The 13849-nt window shown below is 39.6% G+C and carries 11 protein-coding genes and 1 tRNA gene; 6 read left to right on the forward strand and 6 right to left on the reverse strand.

What is annotated here, in order from left to right:
- Positions 1 to 4 precede the first annotated feature (4 nt).
- Positions 5 to 88, forward strand: a complete 84-nt coding sequence (locus tag ABD769_RS25045; RefSeq protein ID WP_425568871.1) for an IS3 family transposase — start codon at positions 5 to 7, stop codon at positions 86 to 88.
- Positions 89 to 490: 402 nt separating this feature from the next.
- Here the strand turns inward: ABD769_RS25045 and ABD769_RS24095 are convergent, their stop codons facing one another.
- Complete coding sequence (locus ABD769_RS24095; protein WP_344853931.1) at positions 491 to 1696, reverse strand: metallophosphoesterase; 1206 nt, start codon at positions 1694 to 1696, stop codon at positions 491 to 493.
- A gap of 85 nt (positions 1697 to 1781) precedes the next feature.
- Here ABD769_RS24095 and nagA point away from each other — a divergent pair, with 85 nt between their 5' ends.
- The 4 genes from nagA to frr all read left to right on the forward strand — a co-directional run bounded on the left by nagA (position 1782) and on the right by frr (position 5315).
- A complete protein-coding gene (nagA, locus tag ABD769_RS24100) occupies positions 1782 to 2873 on the forward strand; it encodes an N-acetylglucosamine-6-phosphate deacetylase (protein WP_344853932.1) in 1092 nt (363 codons plus the stop codon).
- 10 nt (positions 2874 to 2883) lie between these two features.
- Entirely contained in the window at positions 2884 to 3846 is a 963-nt protein-coding gene (locus tag ABD769_RS24105; RefSeq protein WP_344853933.1) for an MBL fold metallo-hydrolase, read from the forward strand.
- A gap of 158 nt (positions 3847 to 4004) precedes the next feature.
- Complete coding sequence (gene pyrH / locus ABD769_RS24110; RefSeq protein ID WP_344853934.1) at positions 4005 to 4709, forward strand: UMP kinase; 705 nt, start codon at positions 4005 to 4007, stop codon at positions 4707 to 4709.
- 42 nt (positions 4710 to 4751) lie between these two features.
- Positions 4752 to 5315, forward strand: coding sequence for a ribosome recycling factor (gene frr / locus ABD769_RS24115; protein WP_344853935.1), 564 nt, complete (start codon positions 4752 to 4754; stop codon positions 5313 to 5315).
- Positions 5316 to 5372: 57 nt separating this feature from the next.
- Here the strand turns inward: frr and ABD769_RS24120 are convergent, their stop codons facing one another.
- Together ABD769_RS24120 and ABD769_RS24125 are read right to left on the reverse strand one after the other, a co-directional pair.
- Positions 5373 to 6389 carry a LacI family DNA-binding transcriptional regulator gene (locus tag ABD769_RS24120; RefSeq protein WP_344853936.1) on the reverse strand — a complete coding sequence of 339 codons (1017 nt, stop codon included), beginning with the start codon at positions 6387 to 6389 and terminating at the stop codon, positions 5373 to 5375.
- Positions 6390 to 6528: 139 nt separating this feature from the next.
- Positions 6529 to 6673, reverse strand: a tRNA-Asp gene (locus ABD769_RS24125).
- Between the two features lie 346 nt (positions 6674 to 7019).
- Here ABD769_RS24125 and ABD769_RS24130 point away from each other — a divergent pair.
- Positions 7020 to 7496 carry an Lrp/AsnC ligand binding domain-containing protein gene (locus ABD769_RS24130; RefSeq protein WP_025145395.1) on the forward strand — a complete coding sequence of 159 codons (477 nt, stop codon included), beginning with the start codon at positions 7020 to 7022 and terminating at the stop codon, positions 7494 to 7496.
- Positions 7497 to 8259: 763 nt separating this feature from the next.
- Here the strand turns inward: ABD769_RS24130 and feoB are convergent.
- The 3 genes from feoB to ABD769_RS24145 all read right to left on the reverse strand — a co-directional run bounded on the left by feoB (position 8260) and on the right by ABD769_RS24145 (position 13452).
- Positions 8260 to 10374: a ferrous iron transport protein B gene (feoB, locus tag ABD769_RS24135; protein WP_344853968.1), complete on the reverse strand. Its 2115-nt coding sequence runs from the start codon at positions 10372 to 10374 to the stop codon at positions 8260 to 8262.
- Positions 10375 to 10379: 5 nt separating this feature from the next.
- Positions 10380 to 10595, reverse strand: coding sequence for a FeoA family protein (locus ABD769_RS24140; protein WP_025145397.1), 216 nt, complete (start codon positions 10593 to 10595; stop codon positions 10380 to 10382).
- A 97-nt stretch (positions 10596 to 10692) separates the two neighbouring features.
- Positions 10693 to 13452 carry an outer membrane beta-barrel protein gene (locus ABD769_RS24145; protein WP_344853937.1) on the reverse strand — a complete coding sequence of 920 codons (2760 nt, stop codon included), beginning with the start codon at positions 13450 to 13452 and terminating at the stop codon, positions 10693 to 10695.
- Positions 13453 to 13849 lie beyond the last annotated feature (397 nt).

A 13849-nucleotide genomic window follows, 5' to 3' on the forward strand; every position in this document is an offset into this window, starting at 1 on the left:
ATATATTCACTATTATAATAACGACAGAATCAGACTCAATTTAAACGGGATGAGCCCGATAAAATATCGAGCTCATCAGTCTAATTAATTTTTTAACTTTGTCCAACTTTTTGGGTTCAGTCTAAAACTGGGGCTTTTTTTATGCGCTTTACTTCAATTATATCCGTCATCTCTCCATTCCATTCACTTCAATAAAAGACGTCGTCATCTCGACTGAAGCACAGCGAAATGCCCACCTGTATCGGGCAGGGAGAGATCTAAATCAAAAACACGCTCGAAATAGGTTTAGCTTCGCAGAGCATGTGGGTTCTCAGCTTCGTTGTACTCCGCTACTTATTGACAGACCTAAATAAAGCAACGTCATCTCGACCGGAGCATGGCGGAGCAGAGAGATCTTTCCTGAGACAGATTTCTCGGCTCCGCTGCACTGCGCTCGAAATGACGGTATGAAGGGAACCTTGTTATCAATGGACGGCCGCATGCAATTCCCCTACTTCCTCAAAGCAGTATATTTCCCAACTTCCTTCCCAAAATCATCAAGCATACTCACCGTTACTTTACTTTTATCGGCTTTTATTTTTGTAATGGTTCTTGTACCGGTTTTAGGTCCGCCACCAATAATTAAAGGATAATGATTTAAGTTTTTATCAGGCTGATGAACCATGTATTTATGCGTATGGCCACTTAATACCAGATCAACCTTTCCCTGATTCAATAGTGGTTCGAACAATTCGGTACAGTGTTTGGGTCCATGGGCATCTCCAGAGAAACGTGGTGGAATATGCATCATTACAATCCTGAACGGCGCTTTTTTAAATTCTTTGGAGTTGATCTCCGATTTAAACCATTCTGCCTGCTGAACGCGGTAATCATCAAAATTTACAATGCCGGCATAAACCGGATGCGCATCTTCCTTATCCTCACCGGTATCTAAAATCACAAAGCGCACCGGCCCTAATGTAAAAGCAGTATGGCCAACATGCATGTAATACTGAGGAAATTGGCGGGCAAACTTACCCCGGGTTTCATGATTGCCCCTTACATAAATAAAGGGCGTGTTCTTAGCAAAATTATCTGCACAGGGTTGAAGCATGTGCTCAATAATCTGTTTTTCATCCGTCTGGTAATCGAAGATATCGCCATTAAAGAAGATAAAATCCTGTTTTTGATCGGGAACAAGGCCTAACAAATGTGGAATAGATTCAGGCCTGTCATGCGTATCGTTCAACATTAAAAATGAAACTTCCGCTTTATTCAGATCAGCATTAACAAATTCCTCAACCGGACTACTCACTGTTTCCCCATAAGTTAATTTATAAGGCTGAAAATCTTTAATCTCTTTCGAAACGATTTTATAATAGTATTTAACCCCGGGTTTTAAGTGACGAAGGTTAACGGCATTAAGCTTACTATTGGCCTGCATCAGTCCCAATTCTGCTTTTCCGTAAGCCTTTTGATTCAACTGATCAGCCTGTTCTCCATATTCTACCCAACCTGCAGCATTTTGATTGGTTAACCAAAGAATGGTCATTTCGTTATTGAAATTCGTTTGGAGATAAGGACCAACTGCAATCTTAAATGCATCTTCTCTTTCAGTTACATCAGCAATTGCCATTGTTGGCGCCACCAATGTAGCTGCACTTAAAGTTAGACTGGCCTTTAAAAAACTTCTTCTATTGGGCTGATTTTCATTCATTTGGTTATTTTATCTTATTACCCAAATATATAGCCACAATATTTAACTTTGACCGTGTAAGATTAAATTTACTCAAACGTTTGATATGCCTAAAGTAATCCCCAATACCTCCTATTTTCAGGGCAACGATTTAAAGTATAATCAAGATCTGATTATTGATGGTGATGTCATTTCTAATATTAGTGACAGCAACAGTAAAGAAAATAATCATTCCCTTGTTGTTCCAGGCTTTATAGATCTACAGATATATGGCGCCGGTGACAGGTTATTTTCTGCTGATCCAAGTGTAGAATCTTTGACTATAATGGAAGAAGATCTGTTAAAAAAAGGAACTACAGGCTTTCTGGCTTGTATAGCAACAAATTCTCCAGAAGTTTTTAACGAATGTATTAAAGTTGCGAAGGAGCACCGCCCAGCAGCTAAAAATTGCCTGGGTTTACATTTAGAAGGGCCGTTTTTAAACCCCAAACGTTTGGGTGCACACGTACCTGCATTTGTACGAAAAGCCTCTTTAGAGGAAATTAAAAAACTGATCGATTTTGGTGATGGCGTAATCAAAATGATGACCATTGCCCCTGAACTTCAGGATGATGACGTAATAGAATACCTGTTAAATAACGGTGTAGTTGTTTCATTAGGACACAGTAATGCAACTTTCGAAGAAGCGACAGCTGCCTATAATAAGGGCATCCAAACCACTACGCATCTTTTTAACGCCATGAGTCCCATTCACCACCGCGAACCTGGCATACCCACTGCTGTTTTCAGCCACGATAAAGCTATAGCCAGTATTATTGCCGATGGGCAGCATGTAGATTTCGAGGTAGTTAAATTTGCGCAGAAACTATTAAAAAATCGGTTGTTCCTCATTACTGATGCGGTTACGGCATGTTCAACGGGTCCTTATCAGCACATCCAGAAAGGGAACAAATATGTAATGCCTGATGGCACACTTTCAGGCTCATCACTTACCATGTTAGAAGCTGTTAAAAATTGTGTCATGCATTGCGACATCAACTTAAATGATGCTGTTAAAATGGCTACAAGTTATCCTGCTACATTAATTGGTATCGAGAACCTTACAGCGAATATAGCAAGCGGCGAATTAGCAAATTTAGTGATGCTTGATGATGAATTAAATTTAAAAGAAGTCATTTTTAAAGGAAAAACGGTATAATCAAACCAATATGTTCAGAAGGATCCTTTCAGCATTTATCTTTTTATCCATTTACGCCAATTATTGCTGGTCGCAGGAAATAAATACTGCTTTTACCATTATCCCACTTGGTGTTAAAGGCGGTGATGACGAGAGCAATTTATCATCGTACATGATTGCGCCAAAAGGAAGCGAAAATTATGTTTGTCTTGATGCAGGCACCATAAATGCCGGTATCCAGAAAGCAATAGACCTTAAATCCCTAAAAGGCATCAGCGAAGAAATCCAACGAAAACAGATAAAAGGGTACCTGATCTCGCATGCCCATTTAGATCATGTTGCTGGCTTAATTATCAATTCCCCGGCTGATACAGCTAAAAATATCTACAGTTTACCTGCTGTACTCAACATTTTAAGAGATAAATATTTCACCTGGGATGCCTGGGCCAATTTTGCCAATGAGGGTGAAAAACCACAATTGAAAAAATACACCTATTTTCCTTTGGTTGAAGGCAATACTTATCCGCTTGAAGGCACAGAAATGAAGGTAAAAGCCTTTGAACTCAGCCACGGTAATCCTTATAAAAGCACGGCCTTTCTGATTAGCCATCCGGACAGCTATGCACTATACCTGGGTGATACCGGAGCTGATGAAATAGAAAAATCAGATAAACTCGCCAGGTTGTGGCAAAATATATCCCCGTTTATTATTTCAGGCCAGTTAAAAGCCATATTTTTAGAGGTTTCTTTTCCTAATGAACAGCCTGAAAAGCAATTATTCGGTCACCTTACACCAAAGCTTTTCTTCAGCGAACTTTCGAAACTTGAAGCTTTAACCAACGAAAAAGCTTTTAAAAAGATTTCTTTTATTGTTACCCATACAAAACCTCCGCAACAAACCGCAGAAAAAGTAAAGCAACAATTGATTTCAGGAAATAGAGAAGGCTTAAAACTAATCTTTCCGGAGCAAGGCAGGCGCTTCACAATTAACTAATTTTAGAATATCACCAGTCAGATTTGACCTTGCAGTTTGACTATAAAAGCCCCTTGATTGTAGCTTTTATGGTTTGACAGTAAAATCCAATAAACAATTTACATCAATTATTAAAAAGCATAGCCCGGTATTAAAAAATTGTTGATATTTTTGAGGTCATGAAATACAAGCGCATCCTACTAAAGCTTAGCGGAGAATCGCTAATGGGCGACAAACAATACGGTATTGATAATGATCGTGTTAAGCAATATGCAGAAGATATCAAAGCAGTACACGATAAAGGCTTAGAAATCGCCATCGTAATTGGAGGAGGAAATATTTTTAGAGGCTTAAGCGCCGAAAAAAGTGGGATGGACAGGGCTCAGGCTGATTACATGGGTATGTTGGCAACGGTAATCAACTCTATGGCCTTGCAAGATGCTTTGGAGAAAGTTGGTATCAAAACCCGTTTGCTTACGGCAATTAAAATGGAGCAGATTTGCGAACCGTTTATCCGAAGAAGAGCTGTGCGCCATTTAGAAAAAGGCCGTGTGGTTATTTTTGGTGCCGGTACCGGAAATCCATATTTCACCACCGATTCTGCAGCAGCTTTACGTGCCATCGAAATTAAAGCCGATGTGGTTTTAAAAGGTACACGTGTTGATGGAATTTACACCGCCGATCCGGAAAAAGATCCTTTAGCAACAAAATACGGAGAAATTTCGTTCAGAGAAGTGTATGATAAAGGCCTTAATGTAATGGATATGACGGCTTTTACCCTTTGTGAAGAAAACCAACTTCCAATTATTGTGTTTGATATGAACAAACATGGTAATTTCATGAAAATCGCCAATGGCGAGCCAATTGGAACCCTGGTAAAGTAAGCATTTAAAAAAAATATTATTTTTGTAGAAATACACACGATTATGAACGACCTCATACAATTACAATTAATGGATGCTCAATCTGCAATGGATAAAGCAATCGATCATTGTGAAGCTGAATTAACTAAAATTAGGGCTGGTAAGGCATCAGCTGGAATGTTGGATGGTATCTTTGTTGATTATTATGGCGCTTCTACAGCATTAGCTCAAGTGGCCAGTATCAATACTCCTGATGCCAGGACAATTGTGATCCAACCCTGGGAAAAATCACTTTTAACCACTATCGAAAAGGCTATACAGGTAGCCAATATTGGTATCAATCCTCAGAATGATGGTATTGTGATCCGTCTGGTAGTACCTCCTTTAACCGAAGAGCGCAGGAAAGACCTGGTTAAAAAAGTAAAAGAAGAAGCCGAAAGAGGCCGTGTTACTGTGCGTAATATCCGTAAAGATGCCAATACCAAAATTCAGAAATTAAAAGGCGAAGGCGTATCAGATGATGAAATTAAAACCGGTGAAGGCGAAGTACAGAAATTAACTGATGCCTATATCATTAAGGTTGATAAACACGCAGAAGCGAAAGAAAAAGATGTAATGACCGTTTAATCTGCATCAAACTCATGATAAAGGGAATGGATCTATAATCTATTCCCTTTTTTTATGCTATTTTTTTGAGCTCGATGCCCGTACATTTAATATTGTTGGTAGCGATACCTGAGCATTTTCGACATTTCTACCTGCCTTTTTAAGCTTATTCAATAATATTTTCATGATGTTCTCTGCAATGGCTTCAAGCGGTTGCGCAATTGCCGTAACAGGCGGATCGCAGAACTCCAGGATTTCGAAATCATCGAAAGATACAACGGCCAGATCTTTATGAATGCGGATGCCTTCTTTTCTGAAAGTCCTCAAACCATCTAAACAAATGTAGTTAGCCGCGAAGATTACCGCATCCAATTGCTTTTCTTTTTTAAAAAATTTCACCATTTCCTTAATCGATTCAGCCGAATTTACATAGCTGATCTTTTTTACAATGGCTGGAAGTTTATGCTTTTCTACCGCAGTTTCGTACCCTGATAAACGATCGACCATTTGCTGCTGAACGGTATCTATGGTAACAAAACCTATATTTTTATAACCATTGTTAATCAGGTGCTCTGTAGCTTCGAACGTGCTATTTTTGTTATCGATAATTACATAATCAGTTTTTACATCCTGCACATAACGGTCGAAAAGCACCACCGGCGCATCCGTTTGAATCAGCTTTTTAACTTCTTCTTCTAAACCTTCGGGAAGGGCCATAATGTAGCCATCTACGTGCCTGTCTTTAAAAATCTGCAATAACTCTATCGCTTTTTCGGTATCATTACGGGTACTGCTAAAAAGAATTTTATAGCCCAGGCTGGAGGCGATTTCATCAATGCGGCGCGCTATACCAGAGAAAAAAGGCTCTGAAATATCATCAACCAAAAAGCCGATAATTTTTGTTTTTCCCGTCCGTAGGCTCGTAGCAAGGGCATTAGGCTGATAGTTTAATTCGGCAACAAGGTCTAAAACTTTTTTGGTAAGCGATTCGCTGATGTTTTTCTCTCTCGCTTTTCCATTAATTACGAACGATACGGTTGTAATGGAAATATTTAATTGTTTGGCGATATCTTTTATGGATATTCGTTTTTTCATTACAGGCATTACACAGTTAGAATAAATTGAACTGGTAATATAGGAATATATCTACAAAAATGTAAAAATACCCGTAAAAAGAAAAAGAGCAACCTATCCAGGATTGCTCAATTAACTAACTTATTATTCATAAAAAATGCTGTTGGGGAAGGAGTCGAACCTTCAAGGGGTAGTTAGCTACAGTTCAAAAAATTAATTTGTGGTCAACCCAATAAACTGCGTTTGTCCCATTATTCCCCACCACCGAGACAAGGAGGCGTGTCTGCCAATTTCACCACCCAACAATTTTAGTCATTAGTCCAAAGTCTGCAGTCGTGAGTCTACTAAAGACTATGGACTCTTGACTTAGGACTAAAGCCGCTGTAGGGGAAGGAATCGAACCTTCAAGGAGTGGTTAGTACTGTTGCCAGTATATTCCCATTATTCTCCGCCACCGAGACAAGGAGGTGTGTCTGCCTGTTTCACCACCCTACATTTTGTTAAACAATTTTGAAAGAACGTTTCCTTTTTGTTAATTGCTTGATACAAATGTAAAGGAACAACCATTACCTTACAAATATTTTAAACATTTAATTTTATTTTTATAATATTGATAAATATTTGTAAATTCGCTTATCATAATTCAAAAATATGCTTAAAAAAGACAATTCCAATTTAGAAATTGACAACCTCGACATTGATATATTGAAACAATTGATGCAGGATGCCACTAAACCCTATACAGAAATCGCTAAAGATCTGATTGTTTCGGGCGGAACAATACATGTTAGGATGAAGAAACTACAGGAAATGGGCATTATAAAAGGTTCTCATTTAATTATCGATCCACAAAAAGCTGGCTACGATATCTGTGCCTTTTTGGGTATTTACCTAGAAAAGGGGATCCAGTATAAAGATGCCGTTGCACAGCTGAGCAAAATTAAAGAGGTAGTAGAGCTTCATTACACAACAGGTGCTTACAGTATGTTTGCTAAAATTATCTGCAGGGATACGAACCATTTACGCCATGTGTTAAACGAAGAAATACAGGCCGTTAATGGCATTCAGCGTACTGAGACATTAATTTCACTGGAAGAGAGCATCAAGCGGCAGATTGAGTTGGGATAAAGAAGAAAGACCAAATTTATTTAAAAATACCTGAGCCTGAATGACCTCATATGTCTTATATGGTAAAAAATTTAATAACTATTAGTGACTTATTTGAAAACAAACGTTCAGTAGGGCTTGGGGAACTGCAGTCCCGTTATCCGCTAATTCCGATGCTAATTTAGTGCCGGTTCATCGGTAAAGAATCGGAACCGCTTCTACCGGGTTTATTTAACAAAGGGTTGTGCAATAAGTAGCGATTCGCCTGATAATCCTTCAACTCCGCTCAGGATGACAAACCCTAAAATTACGCTACTATAGCAGTCGTCATCTCGACTATAGCGCAGCGGAATGCCTGCCCGTACAGGCGGGGAGAGATCTATCTTGAAACAGTTTTCTTACGATTTCACTACCGGTGTAAAATTGGTGTAACCGGGCTATATTTCCAACCCTTAATAGCATCATAATATTGGCCACCTAGACCCGATTGAAGTGAGCATCCCGATTTTTCATCGGGATAAAACGGAAAGCGGGAGGAAACTAAAATACTTGTACAGGTGCTGCTCTCCAAATCTCAATGATCTACCCTTCGACTCCGCTCAGGATGACAATTTAACAAAACGGGCGTCATCTCGACCGGAGCATGGCGGAGTGGAGAGATCTATCGTGCATGAAAGACCCTGAAACAAGTTCAGGGTGACGATATGCGGAAGAGAATTACCTAAATAGATTTCTCGACTGCGTTTCACTTCGCTCGAAATGACGTAATCTATAAAAGCAGTAGCTATTTCAACAACTGATAAGCCACCAATGCGGCGATATAGGCCATAGCCGTCATGTATGCCAGTTGGATAACCGGCCATTTCCAGCCTTTGGTTTCGCGGTAAACAATGGCAACCGTACTCATGCACTGCATGGCAAAAGCATAAAAAAGCATCAGCGAAATTCCTGTAGCAAAAGTATAAACAGGCAAGCCATCGCGGCTATTTTTAGAGGCCGACATACGCTCCCTGATCGTGCTGGTATCTTCATCACCACCATCCACACTGTAAATGGTTGCCATGGTACCCACAAAAGCTTCACGGGCGGCAAAAGAGGTAATTAAACCAATACCAATCTTCCAATCGTAACCTAATGGACGGATGGCAGGCTCAATGGCATGACCAAGAATCCCGACATAAGAGTTTTCAAGTTTCTCTGTAGCCACCAAAGTTTTAATGTGGTCGGTATTTCTTGTAGTATCGGCCAGTGCATTTTCGTATTTTTTATCAATGCTTTCGAAACGGTTTCCAGGTCCGAATGAGGCCATTACCCAAAGGATAATCGAAATGGCAATAATTACTTTACCGGCTTCAAAAACAAAGGTTTTTGATTTTTCATACATGGTATAAAAAACGTTTTTCCACCTGGGCATGCGGTAAACCGGTAATTCCATAATGAAATAAGACCTTTCTTTGGTTTTGATGATAAATTTCATTACCCAGGCCACTAATACCGCAGCAACAATACCCACCAGGTACATCACCATCAATGCTAAACCCTGCAGGTTAAAAATACCTAAAACCGTTTTTGAAGGGATAATTAAGGATATAATCAAAATATACACCGGGAGCCTGGCCGAGCAGCTTATCAATGGGGTAACCATGATGGTAATCATCCTGTCTTTCCAGTTTTCGATGTTTCTGGCAGCCATAATGGAAGGAACGGCACAGGCCAACCCCCCGATCATCGGCACCACCGATTTTCCGTTAAGACCAACTTTACTCATCACTTTATCCATCATAAAGGTAACACGGGCCATATAACCGGTATCTTCCAAAATGGATATAAAAGCAAAAAGAATGGCAATTTGCGGAATAAACACAAAAATACCGCCCAAACCTGCAATAACGCCATCTAACACAAGGTCTGTTAACATACCCTCGGGCAGGTATTCGTGACCTAAGCTGGTGAGATAACCAAATCCGCTTTCAATCAAATCCATAGGATAAGATGACCAGGCAAAAATGGCATTAAAAATAACAAACAGGATCAGCAAAAAGATGGCGAATCCCCAAACTTTATGGGTAAGAATTCCGTCGAGTTTATCGCTGAAAGAAAATTTCTTTTCGGTGCCTTTATCTACCACTACACCTGATAATATACTACTGAGGTGTTTATAGCGGGCAATGGTTTCTGCTGCCTGTATTTTAGACGATTCGAAATGATGTGATTGCTCTATCTCCTCAATTTCTTCCTGTTCTTTTTCAGTAAAAAAAGTAAGGTACTCATGCTGATGCAAAACCTGTAATGCATAATAATCGTTATCCGAATTCAGTTTCGATTTAATGGCATTAATGGCTTCAGGCGCCAGAAAATTCACATCAACATCCTGAAACTGGGTCGCAATTTTATTGGTATTGGCAATGGCTTGTTTTAATTTATCGATACCAATATTGTTCCTTGCAGAAATGGAAACCACCTGGATGCCCAGTTTTTCGGCAAGTTTATCCAGATCGATTTCAATTCCCTGTTTTGCAGAAAGATCGATCATGTTTAAAGCCAAAATCATCGGGATCCCCAAATCTGCCACCTGTGAATACAGCAGCATGTTCCTTTTCAGATTGGAAGCATCAGCAATTAATACAATTACATCGGGATGGCTATTGTTGTTTTTATCGGCAAGTACCTGAAAAACGATACTTTCGTCAGCACTTTTTGGATATAAGCTATAGGTTCCGGGTAAATCGATAATCTCAGCTTCTCTGCCGCCCACAAGTTTTGAAAAACCAGTTTTCTTATCGACAGTGATACCTGGAAAGTTTCCTATTTTCTGATTTAACCCTGTTAAACGGTTAAATAAAGTAGATTTACCTGTATTGGGATTACCAACTAACGCAACTTTAATATCCAAACCCAGCTTATTTATTGTATAATGATCACATCGGCTTCACTTTTACGCAAGCAAAGCTGATAACCAGCAACACGGATCGCCATCGGGTCGCCAAGTGGAGCAAAACGCTCAACTTCTACTACCTCGCCCGGCAAACAGCCCATCTCCATTAACTTTACAGACATATCTAAATCTGTAAATGCTACAATTGTTCCTTTTTCTCCAATTTTCAGGTGCGACAGCTTCATGTGCTAAATTTGGCGCAAGTTACCCTTTCTTTAGATTTATTCCAAATAAGATGGCGATTATGAAAAGAGAAATTACACAGCTTTACCCTTAAATGATTTAATTTCTTTGCCTGCCGCCGCCAAAACCGCCACCACGATTTCTACCACCTTCCTCGCCTCCCCTGATCCTGTTTTTACCTCCCATTCGGTTTAAAGAATAGGTAAATGAAAACATAAAATAGCGCTGCAACACATTATAACTCACATCCTGAATGGTGTTGTTATTGGCGGTACGGCTCACGCCCTGGTTTTCGTTTAGCAAATCGTTTACCGCTGCTTTAAAGGTTCCACGGTTTTTGAAAAACTGTTTGCTGATGTAAGAATTTACGAGTGTAAAATGGGTATCGAAAGCTTCACCCCTGCCGGTATTCTGGTTATAATCGGCATCAACCGACCAACGGATATCACCGGGGAATAAATAGCTTACGCTGATATTCGGACTAAAAGTATAAAAACGGGTATTTGAATTTGGCTGCACGGAATAAGTGGCGCGGTTGATCGATCCGTTTACACCTGCAGTTAAATCAAGTTTATCCAGATTGGAAACCAGGCGGTATCCATTGGTAACAGACCAGCTGTTGGTAATATTTTTAAGTGAATTGGTAAAATTTACATCGCGATCGTAATTACCGCTCACATTAATGTGGAAATTCAATTTATTCTCAGCCATAATCGGCAAACTTAAAGAAGAAGAAACGGATCCTGAATATACACCACTAACGTTAACAGGTGTTACAGCAAGCTTACCCTGATCTGGACCGGTTTGAATTAAACTGGTGCTGTTTGCAATTCGGTTAGAAGTTTGTGTCAGGTTTAAATTCACGAATAACGACCTGTTTTTCCCCACGGTAAAAGTATTGTAAGCCACGCGGAGGGTGTTGTTAAATTCAGGTTTCAGATCAGGATTACCTACCGGAATACTTTGGGTATTGGTATTGTTCCGGATGGGCTGCAACTGCTGAATGGTTGGCTGATTGGTACTTCCCCTATAGTTGAACACCAAACGTTTACTATTGCTAAAATTATACCTGAACATGGCCGAAGGGGTATAATTGAACACGTTTTGCTTCAGCACATATCCACCGCTGATGTTGTTATTGGTCCTATCGGTGTTTTGAACGGCAATTCCCACATTCCAGTTGTATTTTTTGGCCATTTTATTAAAACTAAGGCCTGCAGCATTGGTGATGATGGTATTTTCGTAAGCGTTGCTAAAGGTTGTATCCAGCAAATCGTATTTCAGGGTAAGCGGGTTAAAATTATAGGTAAAACGGTCGGATGTATTGTGGTTATAACCGTTCTGGTAGTTCAGCTCTAAACTTAAAGTTTTATCCAGGGGCTCGGTGTACACCAATCGCGTATTCTGACTGATCGACTCACTTTCCTGATCATTAAACTGATCGGTAGTTTTTTTGGTTTCCACTCCGTTTTCTTTACGCGTTTCGGGGTTGATATTGTAATTATCGGCATCGTTATTATTGATATTGGTATTGAAGTTTAAAGATAATGTTCTGCCACGGCGCATAAATTTTTTCCGCAACAAAATATTATTGCTGATTGATGGTGCCGTATTATGGTTTCTGAGCGATTGCGTACCATTAATCATATAAGTTTTATAATCGCGGGTATAAATACTGCTGTTTAAACTCTCGTTATCGGTATAGCTTAAATTGGGTTGTACTTTAAGCGAAGTCAGGGAATCGATTTTAGTATCGATCATAAAGTTTAAACGGTGATTTAAACGGTCTGAATTATTGGTCTGGTCATTATTAAAAACCGTGGTTACGTCGCCGAGCAAATTTTGGGTTACGCTGTTCCTGAGAATCAGGTTATCTGATTTATTCACGAAATAACTCAGGCTCACTTCTGTCTGATCGCCATAAACATCCGAGAAATTAAATCCCCCGGCCTTGGTATCGGTAATCCCGCCACGGCCACCATTGCTTCCCCCGTTTCCACCTCCCAGACCACCGCCAAAATTCTGCTTATTTACGTTATTAAACTGCGCTATTACACTTAAACGTTTATCCTGGCTAAAATGGTTAATGTTTGCATTTACATCGTAACGGTTATCAGAACCATAACCTCCAGTACTGTTGCCAAAATAACCGTTTTTCTTATCTTTTCGGGTGGTAATGTTAATGATCTTGGTGCGCGAGCCATCATCAATGCCGGTAAACTGCGCCTGATCGGAAAGCTCATCAATAATCTGGATTTTATCGATCATATCTGCCGGAAGGTTTTTGGTGGCCAGTAAGGGATCGTTACCAAAAAATTCTTTACCATCAACTTTTACTTTGGTAATGGTTTCACCCTGCGCTTTTACTGTTCCCGCCTTATCTACTTCAACGCCTGGCAGTTTCTTTAACAAATCTTCTACCACGGCGTTTTCTACTACTTTAAAAGAGCTGGCGTTAAATTCGAGTGTATCTTTTTTCACCACAATCGGCGGAACTTCGGCTTTGATATCAACGGTTTGAAGATCGATTGCGCCACCTTCCAGAATAATATCGCCCAAAGCCACATCTGTTTTATCAGCGGTAATGGTAAAATCTTTTGTGGTGTTTTTTAAACCTAAAAATGCAGCATACAGCCTGTAACTACCTGGTTTTAAGTTTTTGAAAACAAATTTCCCATCTTCTGTTGTACTAACTGCACCAACCATACTCGAATCGCTCAGGTTTTTTACAGCAAGTGAGGCATAATCAATCGGTTTTTTATCTTTCGACTGGATTACCCTGCCACTTACCGAACCGGTTTTCTGGGCATAAACATAAAATGATGATAAAATAAGAAGCAGCGTAAAAATTTGTTTCATTCGGTTAGTTTGATTGGTTGAGATAAAGACTACCGACTTTGCTAAAGGTTTATTTTTGAGAAGGTAACATTTGAAATACATACAAATTATCGTCACTTAGAAGAATAATTTATTGTGTAAAAAGTAATATTAATAACAGAAGTGCTAAATTAAGGTACCCGATACGTCATTTCGAGCGAAGTGCAACGCAGCCGAGAGATCTATCTCGAGTTAGATCTCTCCATTCCGCGTTGCTCCAGTCGAGATGACGATGCTTTTTATAAAGTTTGTTATGGTAACGCATCGAATTGAGAATCCAATTCTTAAAGTGCTAAGAATATCATATTTAAAAATTAAATGCCGTTTGGATTAAATAATAAAAAGTCCCGGTTAAAACCAGGACTTTGTGTTATTGTAT

Source organism: Pedobacter jeongneungensis (assembly GCF_039538295.1).
In the GTDB taxonomy this organism is placed as follows: Bacteria; Bacteroidota; Bacteroidia; order Sphingobacteriales; family Sphingobacteriaceae; genus Pedobacter; species Pedobacter jeongneungensis.

Bases quoted from the DNA above. Each gene is read 5' to 3' on its own strand.
- ABD769_RS24105 (WP_344853933.1), top strand. From the start codon at position 2,884: ATGTTCAGAAGGATCCTTTCAGCATTTATCTTTTTATCCATTTACGCC.
- ABD769_RS24145 (WP_344853937.1), bottom strand. From the start codon at position 13,452: ATGAAACAAATTTTTACGCTGCTTCTTATTTTATCATCATTTTATGTT.
- pyrH (WP_344853934.1), top strand. From the start codon at position 4,005: ATGAAATACAAGCGCATCCTACTAAAGCTTAGCGGAGAATCGCTAATG.
- frr (WP_344853935.1), top strand. From the start codon at position 4,752: ATGAACGACCTCATACAATTACAATTAATGGATGCTCAATCTGCAATG.
- ABD769_RS24095 (WP_344853931.1), bottom strand. From the start codon at position 1,696: ATGAATGAAAATCAGCCCAATAGAAGAAGTTTTTTAAAGGCCAGTCTA.
- nagA (WP_344853932.1), top strand. From the start codon at position 1,782: ATGCCTAAAGTAATCCCCAATACCTCCTATTTTCAGGGCAACGATTTA.
- ABD769_RS24120 (WP_344853936.1), bottom strand. From the start codon at position 6,389: ATGAAAAAACGAATATCCATAAAAGATATCGCCAAACAATTAAATATT.
- ABD769_RS24140 (WP_025145397.1), bottom strand. From the start codon at position 10,595: ATGAAGCTGTCGCACCTGAAAATTGGAGAAAAAGGAACAATTGTAGCA.
- ABD769_RS24130 (WP_025145395.1), top strand. From the start codon at position 7,020: ATGCTTAAAAAAGACAATTCCAATTTAGAAATTGACAACCTCGACATT.